The sequence below is a fragment of the Streptomyces sp. JK94 genome, from assembly GCF_053613315.1.
The window spans coordinates 16,421-33,598 of the sequence record NZ_JBSICH010000036.1 but is presented as its reverse complement, the minus strand read 5'-3'; the positions used below and the strand labels follow the sequence as shown (position 1 = coordinate 33,598).

The window sequence follows — 17,178 nt, the reverse complement described above, 5'->3', positions numbered from 1 at the left end:
GTTGTGGCCGAGGACGCCGTCAGGGTCCGCCGGGGCTGATCAACGAGGGAGGGCTGGGCGACGCGCCGGACGCTGTGGGAATGTTGCGAACGTACGACCCGATGGTGGGGCCGCTCCTGTACGCATACAGACAGAGTCACGCCAGGGCTCTGTGTGACCTGGTGTTTTGCCAGTCCGGGTACCGGTTCTAAGATCGGATATGCCGGTCGGTGGACCGCCTTATACGGGCTCGCGGACCTGTTCATCCAGGCCCTCCGGTCCGGATATCAGGACCAGAGGACCAGCATGCATGTACTGGAAGTACATGTCCTGTCAGTTCACGGATCCGGCACGAGGTAACGTGACACCTGTACTCATAGGACATGTCGAGGGACCGGAGACTCCCGATGCCGCGCTCCGCGCACCAACGGCACGACGGCCGCGGCGAGCCGCAGACCCGCTTCGGCTACATCGACTCCTACAGCACCATCGACAACGCCCGCCTCGAGGCCCTCGCCGCGGTACCCAAGAAGGACGGCGGCCTGACCGACCGGGAGTTCCGGATCCTGCAGTGGTTCGTGGGTGCCACACCGGGATACGACCAGCCCGTCATGAAGACCACCGCGTACATCGCCCGCCGCAACGGGATGACGGGCGACGCGCTGGGCCGGATCATCCGCACCCTGGTCAAGCGCCGGCTGCTGTTCTTCGCGGAGGAGTTCGGCCGCCAGAAGTTCTACAAGGTGACCCCCTACCTCGCCAGCCAGGGATCCTCCGCCGAGCAGCGCGAAGCCGTCCGGGCCTACAACCCGCCCGACATCCCAGGCCTTGCCAACGGGCCCGCAAGGGGGGACCAGTCGTGATGACCGCCGACGATTCGCAGGCACTGGCGCGACAGGTCCTGCGCCGCTCCAAAGCCTTGACCCCCAACCAGCGCCTCGTACTGCAGCTGTACGCGCTCATGCCGAAAGAGCCGGGCGGCGCGGTCCGCAAGACGGCCCGCGAACTGGCGGAGGACGAGCTGGGCTGGACGCCGAGCCTGTTCTCCCGCGTCCGCGGCCAGCTCGTAGAGGACGGCTGGCTGGAGTTCGTCGACAAGCTCTCCAACTCCCCCATCTACCGCCTCGGCGAGCGCGCTACCGGCCAGCGCACCGTCATCCAGCTCCGCTCCCGCACCGCCTGACTCACCACAGCGCCGAACTCTGCGGGCCGTCCGCAGCACCTGGTCAGCGGACGGCGAGCGAGGCCGGACTTGACCCGGGCGCGGGGGAGGGTGGCCGATTCGCGCTCTATTCAGCGCCTTTGCCTGATGGTGGGCTGGTCGAGTGTCGGGGGTCATTGCGGCGGCCATCGCCGTCATCGGAACGCCGCTCGGTGCAGTCGTCGCACACCGGTATCAGGAGAAGAGCGCCGCCCGATCCGCAGAACGCGCTGATCGTGAGCGAGGCCACCAGCGACTTCTCGATGCGTGCACCGACTTCATCGCCCTGGCGGAGGATTACCGGCGTGCGCAGTACGACCGGTGGACAAGCCAGCATGCAGGGCCCGATTCTGAGGCGGCCCTCGCGACCCGGGCTGAGTCATACCGGCTCTACGTCGAGATCCGCAGCAGTGTCTTCCGGCTCCGCCTAGCTGCCCTTAGCCATGAGGCTCAGCGCCTCGCCGAGGAGGCTGCTGCGATCCAGGTGAAAACACGGGAGATTTTCTTCGCTACTGACAAGGCCGACATGCTTGCCCGTGGCGAGGCAGCACAGCATGCCTGTGAAGCCTTCGTGGTCCGCGCCCGAGAGGTGCTCGCTGCGGGAGCCTGACGACCGGTCGGCGTCACGCGGACCGGGATCAGACTTGGGAAGGCCCTCACCAACTGGTGAGGGCCTTCTGCTCTGCTGCTGTGCCCGCCAGCCGCGAGCCTTGAGTGCCGCCCGTTCGGGTGTCGGGTGGTGCCGGTCCGGATCGATAAGTGAGCGCCATCGGCTCAGAAACTCATACTGCGCCACGAAAAGGGTTAAGTCGCCGATTTTAACCCATATCGCATTCCTGAAATTCCATGCTCTTTTTTCCGGTCGCACAGTTTGTGGCTTGAAAAAGAGGGTGTGCGTTTTGCTTTATCGGGTATCGAGAGCCTGCCTTGAATGCGAATTCGAGATAGGTGGTTGCGAGGTCGAGCGATAGATGCATATGGTCGGGATCGCTCGGCAGAAGCAAGGCAAGTCAACCAATCAGGGGGTGTGGTGGCTTTTCTCTTCGAACCCGCCCCGCGAAGGGATGACCGTGAAGAATAAGTTCGCAACTGTTCTCGCATCGGCTTCAGCGATAGTTGCTGCTGGGGTTTTCGCCGCTCCCTCGGCGTCTGCAGACGAAGGTCCCTCCCGGGCCCCGTCCGACTACGAGTACACCTGTACGTCGAGTGCGAAGGGCAACACGGGGTCTGCCAAGTGCGTCGACCTGTCCTCGCTCGACCGCTACCGCGTCAAGGTCACCTGCACTGACATTCGTGGCGTCCTGACCGTCTTCTACGGCCCGTGGAAGGGCGGCAGAAGCGGCGCCTGGTCGAGTTACACCTGCCCGGGGTCCGGACTCCTGTACAAGACCGGCTACCAGGTAGACCTCGGCTGACCCACTCGCGCAAGTCCGCCAACAGCGTCCAGCGAACAGAGAGGTGAGCAAAATCAAGAGGGTCGGTCTCATCGCAGCCGGAGTTCTCATCGGCCTGGGATTCGCCGCGCCAGCGGCTTCGGCGAGTGAAAGCGGAGTGCAGTCCGTGGACTGCAACACATGGTCCTCCGGCAAGACGGGGTACGCCTACTGCTCCGGTCTGGGCTTCGTCGGCGCCCACCGCGCCAAGGTGGTCTGCACCGACACCCGCGGCGTGGAAACTACATTCTACGGACCGTGGGTGGGTAACGCGAAAACGTCCTCTGTGTCGTGTCCTGGATCGGGCTTTCTTCTTCGTGTGGGTTCGGTGATACGGGATTAAGGACCTGCGAGGCAGGGTCGCCAATTCACGCGCATGGCCGCCTTTCGGTCGCATACTCCGCGCCTGAAACTACGCCACCGCGCTGTATGGGCGAGGCGAACCGCGAGGCCGGTGCATTTCTGCTGAACAGCGGATGCGCTGGCCTCGCGGCCGTTCGAACGTGACAGGGCGGATAGGGTTGGGGTATGAAGGTCAGTCCCGTACCGCCTGCCTATGGACGCGAAACCATGTTTTCACCTGTCCGTATTGTCTCCTCTGTGGCTGCTGGTGCCGTCGTTGCCGCTGCTGCCTACGTTTGGCATCTTTCGCGCAACGACTCGCATGGACTTCCCTCCTACGTTGCACTGGGGCTGACCTGCCTTGCCCTAGGCATTGGAGCAGCAGCCTGGGGAACGTGGGCCGCGCGCTCCCGGCTGCGTAACCCGTTGACCCAGCTGATGGCCGCTTCAGGGGCCCTGATCCTCGCCGTTGCGGCGACGTCAGGGGCGTTGCTCGGCTGGGCCTTCTCTGTCCCCGAGGGGCGATACGCGCGCTCCTATGGAGGAACTGATCAGTGCCTGGCCGGCACGGTCTACGCCAGCTCGCGCGTCGCCATCAAGGTAGGACGCCACGACACCATGACGGCAGCGCCTTCCCAGAGCGGCACTGAGCAGCCCGAGCTCCACTTCTCACATGCCTCGAAGGGCGGCTTGTCGCCTGCAGACAAGCAGACCCGGCGCGTCCTTGACGAGCACGGCTGCTAACAATCGCGAGTTCGGCGTTGCCCAGCTCCTGATGGCAACAGGTACAGGCGGGCCGCCGAATGATGGGTGAACCGCCCTGGCTCGCGTCTGGGGGTGCAGCCACGCTGATGGCCCAACGCCTGAGAGTGCACCCGCACTACCGCGCCCCCGACCGGTCCGACCGGCGGGGGCGTTGCCGTACCCGGCGTCCGACCCGACTCGTTGACCCTGCATGACCATAAGCTGAGCGGGAACCTGCGCCGTCCGCAGCGATACAACCGCCGCTTCCAACGCGTCTTCGACACCTCGGCGTTGTTCAGCATCCGGCACTGCGACGAGTCGCGTCGGTTCTACGACCGCAAACGAGCTGAGGGTAAGCGCCACACCCATGGCAGATGTGCGGCACTCCCCGTCACAGCAAGCAGGAAGCCGAACAGTACGTGAGCCGGCAGTAACAGGGCCCGGAAGCTGCATCAGCCTACCGGCTGGTGTACGCCTTCACCGACCACGACATCGTCCGGGTCTGGGGCACCCCGCCCCCTCGCCAGGTCGACCATTGAACGACCAGCAGCGCCCGGGCACCGAGGCACGCGTCGATCTGGCGAGGGTGGCTCTGCATCGGGCTCGCGAGGACGCTCGGCAGGGCCGCTTCACCGAGCGTTCCCCCTCCGCTCGCCAGCAGCGAGTACGAGGCCGACCCGCCGGGATTGCGCCGCCGGGGGTGGGCACTCGCGTCATGTCTGGCGGTGTGACCCTTCAGCAGGCCCCGCCAGACGTCGGGCGCCGCAGCTTAGAACAGGCTGCGGCGTCCGGCCCACCCGTCCTCGCCCCCGCTCGGGTCCATCGCATCCCGATCGTGGACAGTTGCCTCACCCGCTCCGCGCTCAGCGTCGTGGCCCGGCTCCGCTAATTCCCGATCCACGCGTCCATCTGAAGCTCCCGCTCGTCCTGGTCGCCGCCGCCGCTTCCGTCACTGCCACTTACCAGCAGGGGTTGTCGGGCGTGTTGAGGGGCTGGCGCAGGTCGAGGTAGCAGCGCAGCCGGACGCCTGGTTGTCCAGCCTCGCGTGTGGTGCGTTCCACCGACGTCGTCGCCCACCGGGCGGCCAGCGCGGTGTGGAAGGCGAACGCGGTCTCGTCGTCGGCAGCGGCGACGTCGACCACGATCAGGCCGGGTTCGGACACGTGCACATCATTGATCGCTTCCATGACCGGCACGACGCCCTGGCCTTGGTCGGCAGTTCTCCATCCGCTTCGCATTCACCCCTGCGAGTCCCTAGGTGATCAACTCCAAGTGATGCCTGCAGGGGTGGGCGGCGGCCGAAGCCACCGCGAGACGGTCAGGCGGCCGGCTGTCGGCCGTGGTTGTCGAGGTGGCAGCGGGCGGTCAGGCATCAGGGTCGACTTCGGGGCGGGTGAACCGCACGGGCTTGCCCAGCGACCGGGCGTAGGCGATTTCGGCTCGGGTGCTGTCTCCGATGTAGTCGCCGACTACGAGCACCTCATCAGCAAGCCGGATCTTCGCCCGGTGCAGACCGTCGAGCCGAGCCTTCAGCGCCTCGGCCTCGACAGGATCGGACCAAAGTTCGTGCGGCGACTTCATGTCACAGCCCGGTTTGACGACAATCTTTCCCGCTTTCGTCTCCCGCAGATCGGCCTCGGTCATCTCGGTCATGAAGCGGGTGGAGCCGCAGATCACGACGATACGCGGGAGGCTCAGCTGCTTCTTCGCGTCGGCGAGCCTCTCCTCGGGGGTGAGCAGTTGCGGGTATGACACTGGTTCCTCCTGGTGGTGTGGTCCAAGGGGTGCCTGCGGAGACGAGAACGAGGGTGTCCAAGATCGTTATGTGCCGAACGGCGATGGACACCCTCGCAACAGCACCCTCTGCGACGACCGACGACATCCTGCGCCCTCACCAGGGAGAACGTCCTGCTGCAGCCGAGATGTAGTCACACTTTCTTCACTTTATCCCCACTTGATGATCACTCCCGGTAGGCTCCGGACGCTCCATTCGCACCACTGAGGGGGGATTCCTCATGCGCATCCGTCGCATCCTGACCGCTTCCGCGACCACGGCGGCCGTCGCCGCGCTCGGCCTGGCTGGTGCTGTTCCGGCGCAGGCCGCCGAGTACTCCTCGGCCCTGAAGATCAAGGGCGTGCAGTACGACGCTCCGGGCCGGGACTCCAACAAGTGCTCGGGCGGGAACACCGCGGCCGAGTACCTGACGATCAAGAACTACTCGAAGACGGCGACCGTGAACCTGAAGGGCTACAAGGTCAAGGACGCCGCTGGCAACTCCTTCACCTTCACCAAGAACCACACCCTGCAGCCCGGTGACCAGGTGAGCCTGCGCGGCGGCCGCGGCACCGACTCGGACGCGGGCAACGTCGTCTACCGCCAGAACTGCAACTTCATCTGGAACAACGACAAGGACACCATCTACTTCTACAAGCCCGGCGGTGCCCGGGGCGACGTCCACTCGTACACCAAGAGCGCCAACGACAAGGACGGCAACGGCTACATCACCTACCACGGCTGAGTCGGCCGCTCATGTGAAGAAGCCGGCCGCCGGGCAGATGCTCGGCGGCCGGTCCCGTGCCCGCCCCGCCGCCCGGGGCGGGGGAGGACGCTACGGGGCGGGCTCGTAGGTCACGCTCTGCTCCGGGCAGCCGCTCGCCGCCTCCCGCAGCGCTGCCACCTCCGTCTCGTCCGCCGTCAGATTCCAGCGCAGCTTCGTGGCCACCCACTCGGCGACGTACTGGCAGTGCACCTCGGCGGCCGGCGGCAGCCACTGGGCGGGATCCTGATCGGCCTTGGACCGGTTGGACCGGGCCGTGACAGCCACCAACGACGCCTCCGCACCCTGGTCGTTGGCATACGCCTCACGCCGCTGCGCCGTCCATGCGGAGGCCCCGCTGTCCCAGCTCTCCGCCAGGGGCACCATGTGGTCGATGTCCAGGCCGGAGGCCGAGGTCGCCCACACCAGGTCGTAGTAGGACCACCAGCTCCCGCCCGACAGCCGGCACCCGGGCCCGACCGTAGGCGGCTCGACGGCCTCGGTGATCAGGACTTCGTTACGTGTGGAGCAGCCGTCGGCCGGGTCGTCACCGCGGTTCCAGTGGCGGAAGGCGTCACGGTCGTACCCGTCGCGGGACTCGGTGGCGACCGGCAGGCGAGTGACGGCTTCCGCGACAGGAAGCGTCTCCGCGGCGTGGACCGCAGGTGTGGACGCGGTGACGGACAGGACGGCGAGGGAGGCGGCGGCCAGACCGCGCAGCGCAGAGGTGAGCATGAGCTGTTGATAGCGGTCGGCAGCGGGGCGCTGTCAGCAGTTCTTCGAGTGCGCCGCCCGTGTGAGTGCAATGGTCATACCGGCCCCGGCCCGCCGCGGCCGCCCTGCCGATATGCGGCGGCCGACGCGAAGTTGTCCGCCAGCGTCGCGAGGACGAGGAACACCACACCCAAGCTGCGGTGGGCCCTGGCGGTGGACGAGGCCGAGGTGGCGAGCAGGTGGTGACGTACGAGCCGGCCGCATAGCGGGCGGCCGGCGGGGTGACCGCCGGCCGTCCTGCGGCCGTTGCACCGGGTGGTGCGGACGATTGGCCGCGGTGACGGCGGCGACGGCCGCGGCCCGCCGGCGGCCTGCGTCTGCCCGTCGACACCGGGGCGTAGACGGCCCCGGCCGCGGCGGTCTCCGAGGTTCCCGGCCGCGTACCGGAGGACGGCCCCGGCGGCGCGGCTTGGGCCCGGGGGTCCAGGGCATCGGCTGACCGCCCGTGAGATGAGGACGGCCGGCTCGTCGAGGACGACCAGGCCCACCGTGGTGATGCCGGCTCTTGCGGTTCCCGGCGGTCTCGGTCGCGGGTCTTGCGTACGGGCGTGCCTGTCAGTCGGCCGCCGTCCCGGGTGCAGGGACGGAGCTGCGGGACGGCACGGGACCGTCGCCCGGCGGGGCGGGTCGTTCCTTGTCCTTCCTGAAGTGCAGCCACGCGCTCAGCGCCGCCTGCAGTTCGATCACCGCCGCCCGGTCGAGGACCTCGCCCGTCGGGCCGACGCGCAACCGCACGCCCTGGCCACTCACCGACCATCCGACAGGCCGCCGGCGCGCCGGGGTGAGGGCGGAGCCGTCCTCGAGGGCACGCAGCATCGCGGCGACGCGGGGCGGGAGCGCCTTCTCGCGGGGCGCCCAGGTGATGTGCTCGGGCCGGGAGCGCAGACCGAGCGCGGCGCGGAAGGCGGTGATGGCCGCTTCGAGCGACTGCGGGGTGTTGGGCGCCGCGCCGATGAACGCCTGGAACAGCTCGCGTTGCACCGCCGGGGTTAGGGGCCGGGGCTCGTCGTAATCAAGGCACACGACGGACGGCGGGATGAGGATGCGGATGTAGCCCTTCTGCGTGTACGCGGCGTGGTGCCGACGCAGGTCGGCGATGGGGCGGGCGAGAGGGTGCTCGCCCTGGAGCGCCGGGATGGGGTTGTTCACCGCGGGGGACCGCTCGGGGCGGGACAGCCGCGCCAGCTTCCCGTAGAGGCCCTGGGCCCGGTGCAGGTAGCCAGCCTCGGTCACCAGGGCCGTCACCTGCCGGGTGGTGGTGTCGTTGCCCAGCCGGAACCCCACGGTCAGCGTCACGGCTGTGCGGGCGATGCGTTGTCGGCGTTGCCGGCCGCGATCCGGTCGTCCAGCCAGATAACCGCATCCGGGTCGCCCTGGCCCCGGGCGGCCGCCAGGTTTTCGAGGGCCTCGGAGATGGCCCGGCCGACCCGCCGGCCGACGCCCCGCTCCAGGTCGGTCTTGAGGACGCTCTGCGCCTCGAAGCACCAGTCGAAAAGCGCGGCGAGGGACGAACCCCCGAGCGCAACGGTGACGATCCCGTCGGCGCTGGTGGTGATCTCCTCACCGGTCGCCGGGCGGAACGCCTCCGGCCGCGTCCTGATGCTCTTCCCGTGATGCGCCTTTGCTTCCTCCTGCAAGTAGTCCCAGGTGGTGGCGTGGCAGCGGACGCGAACCACACCGACACCGGCCGCCTTTGCCACCTCGTCGATCCGGTGGCGCCGCCCGGGCCAGACGGCTGGCTCATCCTGTGCGGGAACGCTCCTGGCGCCGCCGGTGTCGCGCCGCTTGCCCAGAATGCCCACGAGGTCTCTCCTTCGAGACGCGATCGGTCCGTGACCGCGCGTTGCCGGACGGTCACCGTGTTAGATGTGACCGTACGACGCGGGAGATCACCGGCGGAGGGATTCCACGGACTCTGTCCGACATCGGTGTCTCGCCGTGGGGCAGCGCTTTGGGTGCGGGGCGGGCAGGCGGCGAGCGAGCCGACGCCCTGCGCCGGGCCCGAGCCGAGAAGACTGGCTGCCGGACGGAGCGGCGGCGCTTGAAGCAGACGTGTGAGGGGCGACAGGCCAGGTGCTGGCCTCCGGCTCGTGGGGCTCCGGCCGCGCGGTATCCGGCCAGGTCCGATGGCTTTGTGCCATTCGTCGGCAACCCGCCTCCGACATCACCAAGGTGCCGCTAAACAAGAGGGCTGGCGGCGACATCCAGCCGTCCCTGGGGTGAATGCCAGTCGGTGGGGAGGCCGGGGCGGTTGGTGACCATCGACGTGGCGGTGCTGCTCGTAGTCGTCGTCATCTGGCGGCTGCGGCGGCGTACGGAGGCCCGCAGCCGTTTCGACGAGAAGCTGACCGTCGTCATCGTTCTGGCGTTGGGCGTCCTGATCGCCCCCACCCCGGTCGGTGAGGGGATCGTGAACGTCCTGGGGCAGTTGGCGAGCGGCGTCACGCAGGCTGACCGATGAGCTGCCGCACCCGCAGGGATCCGGTGGCGCACTGCGGACCTCGGACCTGGGGAGCGGGGGAGTGATGGCGGCACGTCGACGGCGCCGGCGCTTGAAGAAGCAGACCCGCAGGCAGCTGCAGGGCTGGGGCGCGGTGGCGGCGCTGGCCGCAGCGGTGTGGGTCGCCGCGAACTGGTCGACGGTGTGGCCCGTCCTGGTGACGGCGCTCGCCGCGGCTGCGCTGGGCGGGGCCGGCTGGGCGCTGCTGCGGGCGCACCGCCAGGCGGTCAGCCGGGACCAGGCGTGGCGGGCACAGGAGGAGGCCCGGGCTCGCGAGTTGTCTATGGCCCAGGTCGACGCCCTGACGTGGCAGCAATTCGAGACGTACATCGCGGAGTTGTGCCGGCGGGACGGCTGCAGAGACGTCGTCGTCAGCGGCAAGAGCGGCGATCTGGGCGCGGACGTCGTCGGCTACCTGGCCGACGGCCGCAAGCTGGTCATCCAGTGCAAGAAGTACGCGGCACATCGGAGCGTGTCCTCGCAGGACATGCAGAAGTTCGTCGGCACCGCCCGTCTCGAGCACGGCGCGGACGTCGCCCTGTTCGTCACCACCTGCCGCGCGTTCACGAGGGACGCGCTGGGCCTGGCTCTACGCCAGGACATCGTGGCCCTGCACCGCGACCTGCTGGGTTCCTGGGTCAAGGGCGCTCACCTGGAGAGCCTGATCCCGCTGAACGGCAGCGGCGGCGGCACCAGGCGGCGCCCCTCTGCCTGACCGCGACACGCTGCCGTCGGTCTCGACCTTGGACCAGACACCGAGGATGGCCAGCCCGTCCGGACGGAAGCGGAGTACGACCTCGTACTCGACCTCCTGGTCCTCGAGGACCTCGCTGTCCACGACGTCGGTCCCCTACTGCCTCTTCGGGCGGCGAACCGGCCTGACGCCCGGAGCAGCTAGGCCGGGCGGTCAGTCGCTCGTCACGCCCCAGCCCATGTCCCGGGTAAGGCCCCAGCCCGGGGCCTCAGTGACTCCCCAGCCGACATCTCCGTATCCCCATCCGCTGTCACGGTCCATGACTGTCTCTTCCCGTCCTACGGGCGTTGTCCGTGCCTCGTAGAAAGCCGACCGTATGTACGGCTCATCTGCTGTCACCCCTGTTTCTCCCGCTCGGCCCACGGCTTCGCGGCAACGTGCCAGGATCAGAAGCATGGCGATCATCGGGGTACGCATCGAGTTCTACGAGAAGGTCGGCGAGGTGGGCGAGCCGTCCGAGAACATGCTGGGCGCGCTCGACCGCGACCGCGGGTTCAAAGCCGCGGCGGTGCCCAGGGTGGGGGAGCTATTTCGTCTGTCCTCCCTGCGGGTCGGATCGGACGCGCTCCCCGTCGGCTTCGGCTCCACGGTTCCCGGCCCGTTCCTGCCCGTGCGGGCGGTCGAGCACTACCCCGTCCCCATCGACAAGGAAGGCAACCCCCTCCAGTGGTGGGACCAGTCTGCGGAACCCTCGGCGTACGTCGTGCTGCACACGACGAAGTCGGATGACCCGCTTCCGTTCCGCACGATGCTGGAGCGGTTCGCCGCACCGGATTCCGGCTGGGACGGGGTTTTCGAGCCGGGCACAGAGCTGGACCGCCTCTGGTGGGAGCGGCGTGATGCCCACGGCCCTGCCGCCGGATAGGCGGTCGCCGGCTGCTCCGTCCGGGCCGTGAAGGGCTGGCGGCCGTTCCCCTCGGAAACGACAGCGCCTTTGGGTATCATGCCTGGTCAAAGGGTAGAACGGGTGTCCTCGGTCCGCGCGGCAGGCCTGTTGTCCGGTGCCGCCGGCGGCTGTCTTGCATTGACGTGAGGCGTTGCAGGTCGTACGATCTACACATACCCCGCCGGGTCTGCAAAGCCCCGGTTCGACGGCCCCGCAAGGGGCCGTTTTTGTATTCATAGGCAGGTTGTGCGCGCAGGCGAGCGAACCCCGGCTGTTCACGGCTGGCAGTACCAGGGCCCGGGCATCGCCTCCGGCTCTCGGGAGGGGCACCCAGCGTGTCTGAGCTGATCGTCTACGTCGACGGTTTCAATCTGTACCACGGGCTCCACGACAAGTACGGCCGCCGGTTCCTCTGGCTTGACCTGGAAAAACTCGCCCGGTCGCTGCGTCCCCGCGACCAGCTGGTGAAGGTCAAGTACTTCACCGCATCCGTCATGAACGACCCTGGAGCCTTGAGCCGGCAGGACGCCTACCTTCAGGCTCTTCCCGCGCACAGCGGCGACACGGTGGAGATCATCAAGGGCCGCTATCAGGCGAAGCAGAAGACGTGTCGGCAGTGTGGCAGCAACTGGACGCACTACGAGGAGAAGGAGACCGACGTCAACATCGCGGTGTCCCTCGTCGCGGACGTCGCGACGAAGTCGGCGACCTCGGCCGTCATCATCAGCGCCGACAGCGACCTCGCCCCCGCTGTCCGCAAGGCCAAGAGTCTCGCGCCGGGGACGCACATCATGGCGGCGTTCCCGCCCAGAAGGTTCTCCAACGAACTGAAGACGCTGATGCCGGCGTCCTTCCTGATCGGCCGTGCCAAGTTCGCCGGCGCCCAGCTGCCCGACCAGGTCGTCGACCCGGCGACCGGACACCTCATCGAACGCCCGGCGAAGTGGACCTGACGGAGAATCCCGGCGAGGCAGCAGCGGCTGTTCGCGGGCCGGTGGCCCCGGCACCCGACATGCGCGAGCCCGGGTCAGCAGACTCACCTGCTGACCCGGGGCCGCGTTGTATGCCAGGGCAGGTCAGATGGGCCGGGTGCGCAGGTAGGCCTGGCGGTTTTGGACGAGGCGGCGCCAGGCAGTGCGGACCTGTTCTTCGCTCGTGGTCCAGCGAATGGCCGAGAGCTCTGGGAGGGGCAGGCCGGCCATGAAGTGGGCAACGTCGACGAAGTAGGCGAAGTCGCCGCTGGCCGTGAGCTCCCGAAGGCGGCCCACGGTGGCGGCCAGCTCCTGGTGGTCGTCGCGAACGGCATGGTGGAAGGCGGTCGCGAGTTCCACGAACCGGTGGAGGAAGGGGAGTCCGGCGGCCTCGATGTCGCTGTGCAGGTTCTGGGCGCGGTCGGCGACGCCGCTGGTTCCGGCGTCCTTGATCAGGTCGGCGACCTCGGCGAGGAGGGTGTTGGAGCGCTGGTCGAGTCCTTCGAGGAGCTGGCGGGCCAGGACGAGCTCGTCGCCAGCCCGGGCAGGATCGGCGAAGGAGAGCGCCAGGGCGAGACGGACCTGCGTCATGGCGCGCTCGCCTGTGGCGCCCCGTTGTTCGGCTTCGGCGCGGCCGGCTTCGAAGGCGGCGACCGCGGCGGCGGTGTCGGCCTGGGACCAGTGGATGTCGCCCAGGACGCGGTGGTGGCGGCCCTGCCACCCCAGGGTGGGGACTGCGGCCAGGGCCGTGGGGAAGTCGCCAGCGAGGCGGGCCAGGTTGGCCAGCGCCCGGCGGGCCTTGACGGCGAGGCGACCCTCGGCGTCGACAACCTGCTGCATCCCGGTGCGGGCGGCATCGTTCTGGTTGAGGTCCTTCTGGGCCTTGGCCCGGTAGTAGAGGGCCATCTCGGTCAGCTCGGCGGGCAGCAGTCCCGTGTCGAGGACGGAAGTGAGACGTTCGGCGGTGCACCGGCGGTGTTCGTGCTGGCGGCGGGTGATCGCGGTGAGCAGCTCGGCCACGGCATCGGCCGAAGTGTCCGGAGCCTCAGCGGCGGCCAGGGTGAGGGGTTCCCAGACGGAGTCTTCGGTGTAGGCGTAGGCGGCGTCGGTGAGCCAGCCCAGGTCGCCCAGGCGTTGATCGCGGGCCAGGCGCAGGCCCTGGCGCAGACAGGCGACCAGGAGCAGGCGGCCGGGGCCGAGCGCGGCTGAGCCGGCCCACTGCTCGCCCAGGGCGGCCAGGGCGCGGGCGGCGGCCTGGTGCCAGTCGGCCGGTGTCCAGCGGTCGTCGCTGTGTTCGTCGTCGCGGACGGCGCTGCGGATCGCGCGGTGCAGGTGGTAGGGCCACAGGGCGTACGGGTTCTCGGTGACCAGGGGCCGCTCGACAAGGCGGCGGGCCACGGCCTGCTGGGTGAGGCCAGCTGTTCGGGTGGCCAGGTCGAGGTCGAAGGCGTCGAGCAGGCTGGCGGAGCGCAGCAGGTGGCGTTCCTCGGGGGTGAGGTCGGAGAGGGTGCGGGCGAGGAGGGCGGGGAACGTGCAGTCGAAGTCGGCTGCGGTGGGGGTGCGGCCGGTGCGGCGGATCTCCAGGAAGCGGGAGACGGCGAGGTCGAGATGGAGGGGCAGGCCGTGGGAGCGGGCGGTGATCGCGGCGCGGATGTCGGCGGCGATGAGGGGTTGGCCGTCCTGGACCAGGCGGCGGGCGAGGTGGGCCTCGCAGTCTTCGGGGGAGAGGTCACCGATCAGGAACTGCCGGGCGCCGGAGCCGGCTGCCCGGGGCTGCGGGACCGTCAGGGAAGACGGGGCGGAGGCCAGGCCGGGCCAGGCGGCGGGGCCGGTCCAGTCGAGTTGGCCGTGCAGTGCCGGGTCGGCCCACTGCAGCCGGCTGCGGCCGCCGATGACGAAGAAGACGTTCGGCATGAGCCAGACCAGGCGCTGGAGCAGCCGTTCGAAGTCGCGGTGGCGGTCGGCGGTGTCCTCGAAGGTGTCCAGCAGGACGACCGGGGTGAGCCGCTTCTTCGCGGGCAGCTGGTTCAGGTCCCAGGCCAGCAGGTGTGGGTAGTAGGACAGCGCCTCCAAGTCCGGGGTGGCTTCCAGCAGGGCCGCCGTCCGGGTCGCGCCGGCCAGGGCCCGGGCGCGCTCCTGGCGTTCGCGCAGCGCCGACACGAGCGCGGAGGTGAGCTGCCCGGCCGCGGAGCCGACCGGGCCGGGCAGCGCCAGAGCTGCGGCGATCTCACCGACCCCGGCCTGCAACTGGCCGGGCAGCACGTTGGCGAAGCGGCCCGCCAGCCCGGAGCGCCGGACGTACTCGTCCAGGGGCTCCCCGGGGTGCACGTGTTCCCAGTAGTGCCGCAGCGCCACGTCGAAGGACGGCACCGTGCGGTCCAGGGCCCCGGCGAGCGCGAGGCGGATCGTCAGGATGACCCGCTCGAAGTCCGAGCCGGTCGACGCGGCCCGGGAAAGGTCAATGCGGATGGGCAGGACCCGCTCGACCCAGGTGGGTGCGCCCCACTGCTCGGGGCGGTGCTCGGCGGCGGTGAGCGCGGCCTCGATCTTGCGGAGCAGGGTCGACTTCCCAGCCCCGCCGACCCCGTGGAAGACAATCAGGTTTGTGCGGGGAGCTTCGAGGTCCTCCACGTCGAAGGACCCTTCGGCGACGCGGCGCAGGTGCTCCTCCAGCGCGGCGGCCACCGCAGCCCACTGACTGTTGCGGTCGGTGAACGCCTCCGCGACATCGAACGCCGACGGGTCGTTGGAGCTGAACAGCGCACGCAGGTTGTCAGCCATGGTCCCCCCACAAGTGATCGTCTGGCCCCAACTTATGCCGCTCGGTGGCTCGTGGAGGACACTCCCGGTCGGCACGTCCGGTGCGCGCCGGTGGTGGACTGGATATCGGTCACGGCCCGAGAATGATCCTTTTTCCGTCATCCCGTGAAGGTTGGTTCCCATGCACGATCCGGCATCCCCCTCCAGCTCCTCCGAGCCGGCCGACGCGGTCAGCCCGCAGGCCCCCGCTGACGTGGTGGAGGAGGTGATGGCCTGGTACACCCGGGAGCTCCTGTCCGAGCGCCGCGCATCCCACCCCGCCCCGGAGCGGCTGGAGCACCTTCTCGCCCGACAGCAGGAATGTGTGCGCGACCGGGCGCGGCTGGAGGAAGCCGACGTGCAGGAGGCCGCCCGTATCACCGCGTCCTACGCGGCCCGGCTGAAAGAGCTGAAGACCACCGGCCCGTAGCCGTCGTCGCCGCGGGCCCGAGGCAGAGGGAGGGCGGCCACGGCCATGGGGCCGGAAAGCCTGCGCGGCTGAAGGTGAGCGGGCATCAGCGCCCGCGCCAGGCGGGCGATCTGCTCCAGGTCGTGGCGGAAGTGCGGGAGCTCGGTGTGCAGGCGGCGCTGGAGGGCCCAGAACCGTGCCGCCTCCTGGGCGGTGTAGGGACGGTTCTGCGCGGCGAGCAGCACGTCCGCCGCGGTTCCCGGCCGTGACCAGGAGCCCCCAGAGGCGCGGTCGTTGCGGTAGAGGACGGCACCGTCGCGCCCCCACACCATGACGGAGTCGGCCACCGCCTGCTGCTCGGCAGCGGCGACCGCGTCGGCGAGCACGGCGAAGTGGTGGTCGTGCCCCTGCGCGGTGGTGAAGCGGCCACGGCCGCCCAGCCGGTTCACATCGGCGCAGCGCACCGCGGTCCCCTGCCGGGAGTCCGCCGCCCGCACAGCAAGCACCACCAACTCCACCCGGTAGCCCGCCCGCCGGTAGGCCATCGCTCCCTCCACGAAACCGGCTGCGCTGCCGGGGGCGATCTCGATCGTCACATCTCCACGCCGCTCCCGTACGGCTGCCTCCGCCATGGCCTGCCAGGCCCGGTAGTCCGCGCGGATCCGCTCGCCGGCCGTACGCGGTTCCTCGTGCAGCAGGCTGTAGTAGTCCGGGTGGAATGCCTTGAAGGAGTCGCCGCTGATCCGGGTGGGTCGACCGCGCAGCGCCCGGCGCAGCACCCGGGCCGTGGTGGTCTTGCCGGAGCCGGGCTGGCCCATCACGTACACCGCGACCGGCCGTTCCTGCGGGGTGATGTCCTCCAAGAGGGTCGGGGCGATCAGCATGTCGAAGATCCAGCGGTGCTCTTCCGCGGAGAGCCGGTGGTAGTCGACGCCGGGCGCCTCACGCCGGGCCTGGGCGGTACGCCGTAGCGGCTCGGCGAGCGCGGCGGCTCGTTCACCATCGCGCCGTACGGCCAGCGCCCAGTCCTCGGGCAGCCGCGGATCGTGCGCACGCCGGTCGGCATCAGCGAGCTGGCGGCGGAAGACGCCGGTTTCCGCTGCGCCCCACGGACGTAACCGCTCGCCCAGCAGCGCCTCGCGCGCACCCGCCGGCTGCCGCCAGCGGCCTTCGGGCGCGAGTTCGTTGGCGTACAGAACCTCGCCGGCGCGGCGGACGACTACGACCCGGTCGGCCAGGCGCCCGGCCTCGATGTCCGCCAGGGCTGTGGGCAGCGCGGCCGCGCAGGCGTCGTGGTTGTCCCACCCCACATACCGGGCCCGGCCTTCCTCGGCGAGGCGCAAATAGCGGTCCAGCACGCCAAGCTGGGACACGGCCTCCGGCACGGCCAGGGCCACGACCTCGATCCGGTACCCCGCCGCGCGGTAGATGGCGAGCGTGGCCAGCCACCCGGCCGGGTCGGCCAGGGCCTCCTCCGCCACCACGTCGAACCGGCCGCTGCGGGCGTGTGCTTCGACTTCGGCCTGCCAACGGCAGGTCTCCGGCCGCACCCGCACCCCGGCCGTCCGCACGTCCTCCGCCAGGAAGGCACCGTAGTGCGGATGGACGGCCTTGTACGCGTCGCGGTCCACCCGCACCGCACCGCCCCGCCGCTCAAGGGCGGCGTGCACCAGGTCCATCACTAGCGTCTTGCCGCTGCCGGCCTGCCCGGCCACGAACACCACCACCGGGCGCTCCTGGGCGACCGCGCCCGCCGTCAGCTTCGGCACGATCACCGTGGCGAGCAGCTCGCCGTACTTGTCCACCAACATCTCCCGGCCACGTGCGCGTTCTTGTGTCCAATCCGAAA

General features: G+C 69.5%; 18 protein-coding genes and 1 pseudogene. 12 read left to right on the top strand and 7 right to left on the bottom strand.

Annotation, left to right across the window (positions count from 1 at the left end):
- Window positions 1-386: 386 nt before the first annotated feature.
- The 6 genes and pseudogenes from ACVV2G_RS27475 to ACVV2G_RS27450 all read left to right on the top strand — a co-directional run.
- On the top strand, window positions 387-842 hold the full coding sequence (locus tag ACVV2G_RS27475) for a MarR family transcriptional regulator (protein WP_453845453.1): 456 nt from the start codon (window positions 387-389) through the stop codon (window positions 840-842).
- A complete protein-coding gene (locus ACVV2G_RS27470) occupies window positions 842-1,162 on the top strand; it encodes a replication initiation protein, RepL2 (protein WP_453845452.1) in 321 nt (106 codons plus the stop codon). The genes ACVV2G_RS27475 and ACVV2G_RS27470 overlap by 1 nt, the downstream gene beginning before the upstream one ends.
- Before the next feature lie 142 nt (window positions 1,163-1,304).
- Window positions 1,305-1,790 (top strand): hypothetical protein, encoded by a 486-nt coding sequence (locus ACVV2G_RS27465; RefSeq protein ID WP_453845451.1) that lies wholly within the window; start codon window positions 1,305-1,307, stop codon window positions 1,788-1,790.
- Between the two features lie 460 nt (window positions 1,791-2,250).
- Window positions 2,251-2,595 (top strand): hypothetical protein, encoded by a 345-nt coding sequence (locus ACVV2G_RS27460; protein WP_453845450.1) that lies wholly within the window; start codon window positions 2,251-2,253, stop codon window positions 2,593-2,595.
- Window positions 2,596-3,141: 546 nt separating this feature from the next.
- The gene (locus ACVV2G_RS27455) at window positions 3,142-3,699 is read left to right on the top strand and encodes a hypothetical protein (RefSeq protein WP_453845449.1); all 558 of its coding nucleotides are present in this window, start codon (window positions 3,142-3,144) and stop codon (window positions 3,697-3,699) included.
- 219 nt (window positions 3,700-3,918) lie between these two features.
- A pseudogene (locus ACVV2G_RS27450) lies at window positions 3,919-4,122 on the top strand (IS110 family transposase); the annotation flags it as partial.
- A 536-nt stretch (window positions 4,123-4,658) separates the two neighbouring features.
- Here the strand turns inward: ACVV2G_RS27450 and ACVV2G_RS27445 are convergent.
- Both ACVV2G_RS27445 and ACVV2G_RS27440 read right to left on the bottom strand, forming a co-directional pair.
- Window positions 4,659-4,886, bottom strand: a complete 228-nt coding sequence (locus tag ACVV2G_RS27445) for a DUF6207 family protein (RefSeq protein ID WP_453845448.1) — start codon at window positions 4,884-4,886, stop codon at window positions 4,659-4,661.
- Window positions 4,887-5,064: 178 nt separating this feature from the next.
- On the bottom strand, window positions 5,065-5,454 hold the full coding sequence (locus ACVV2G_RS27440) for a hypothetical protein (protein ID WP_453845447.1): 390 nt from the start codon (window positions 5,452-5,454) through the stop codon (window positions 5,065-5,067).
- A gap of 260 nt (window positions 5,455-5,714) precedes the next feature.
- On the opposite strand from ACVV2G_RS27440, the gene ACVV2G_RS27435 reads away from it, so the two are divergent.
- Complete coding sequence (locus ACVV2G_RS27435) at window positions 5,715-6,218, top strand: lamin tail domain-containing protein (RefSeq protein WP_453845446.1); 504 nt, start codon at window positions 5,715-5,717, stop codon at window positions 6,216-6,218.
- A 90-nt stretch (window positions 6,219-6,308) separates the two neighbouring features.
- Here the strand turns inward: ACVV2G_RS27435 and ACVV2G_RS27430 are convergent, their stop codons facing one another.
- From ACVV2G_RS27430 to ACVV2G_RS27420, 3 genes are all read right to left on the bottom strand, one after another.
- Window positions 6,309-6,971 (bottom strand): HNH endonuclease family protein, encoded by a 663-nt coding sequence (locus tag ACVV2G_RS27430; protein WP_453845445.1) that lies wholly within the window; start codon window positions 6,969-6,971, stop codon window positions 6,309-6,311.
- Window positions 6,972-7,565: 594 nt separating this feature from the next.
- The gene (locus ACVV2G_RS27425) at window positions 7,566-8,306 is read right to left on the bottom strand and encodes a hypothetical protein (protein WP_453845444.1); all 741 of its coding nucleotides are present in this window, start codon (window positions 8,304-8,306) and stop codon (window positions 7,566-7,568) included.
- On the bottom strand, window positions 8,303-8,812 hold the full coding sequence (locus ACVV2G_RS27420; protein WP_453845443.1) for a hypothetical protein: 510 nt from the start codon (window positions 8,810-8,812) through the stop codon (window positions 8,303-8,305). Before ACVV2G_RS27420 ends, ACVV2G_RS27425 begins: the two co-directional genes overlap by 4 nt.
- A 449-nt stretch (window positions 8,813-9,261) precedes the next feature.
- Here ACVV2G_RS27420 and ACVV2G_RS27415 point away from each other — a divergent pair, with 449 nt between their 5' ends.
- The 4 genes from ACVV2G_RS27415 to ACVV2G_RS27400 all read left to right on the top strand — a co-directional run bounded on the left by ACVV2G_RS27415 (window position 9,262) and on the right by ACVV2G_RS27400 (window position 12,103).
- Entirely contained in the window at window positions 9,262-9,471 is a 210-nt protein-coding gene (locus ACVV2G_RS27415) for a hypothetical protein (RefSeq protein WP_453845442.1), read from the top strand.
- Between the two features lie 64 nt (window positions 9,472-9,535).
- Window positions 9,536-10,225 (top strand): restriction endonuclease, encoded by a 690-nt coding sequence (locus ACVV2G_RS27410; RefSeq protein ID WP_453845441.1) that lies wholly within the window; start codon window positions 9,536-9,538, stop codon window positions 10,223-10,225.
- A 433-nt stretch (window positions 10,226-10,658) separates the two neighbouring features.
- Entirely contained in the window at window positions 10,659-11,129 is a 471-nt protein-coding gene (locus ACVV2G_RS27405) for a hypothetical protein (protein ID WP_453845440.1), read from the top strand.
- Window positions 11,130-11,485: 356 nt separating this feature from the next.
- Entirely contained in the window at window positions 11,486-12,103 is a 618-nt protein-coding gene (locus ACVV2G_RS27400; protein ID WP_453845439.1) for an NYN domain-containing protein, read from the top strand.
- Between the two features lie 123 nt (window positions 12,104-12,226).
- On the opposite strand, the gene ACVV2G_RS27395 is transcribed toward ACVV2G_RS27400, so the two are convergent.
- Window positions 12,227-14,902, bottom strand: a complete 2,676-nt coding sequence (locus tag ACVV2G_RS27395; protein ID WP_453845438.1) for an ATP/GTP-binding protein — start codon at window positions 14,900-14,902, stop codon at window positions 12,227-12,229.
- Window positions 14,903-15,062: 160 nt separating this feature from the next.
- On the opposite strand from ACVV2G_RS27395, the gene ACVV2G_RS27390 reads away from it, so the two are divergent.
- Window positions 15,063-15,350, top strand: coding sequence for a hypothetical protein (locus ACVV2G_RS27390; protein WP_453845437.1), 288 nt, complete (start codon window positions 15,063-15,065; stop codon window positions 15,348-15,350).
- Here the strand turns inward: ACVV2G_RS27390 and ACVV2G_RS27385 are convergent.
- A complete protein-coding gene (locus tag ACVV2G_RS27385) occupies window positions 15,308-17,140 on the bottom strand; it encodes a zeta toxin family protein (RefSeq protein WP_453845436.1) in 1,833 nt (610 codons plus the stop codon). The two genes, ACVV2G_RS27390 and ACVV2G_RS27385, sit on opposite strands and share 43 nt — an antisense overlap.
- Between the last annotated feature and the right edge of the window lie 38 nt (window positions 17,141-17,178).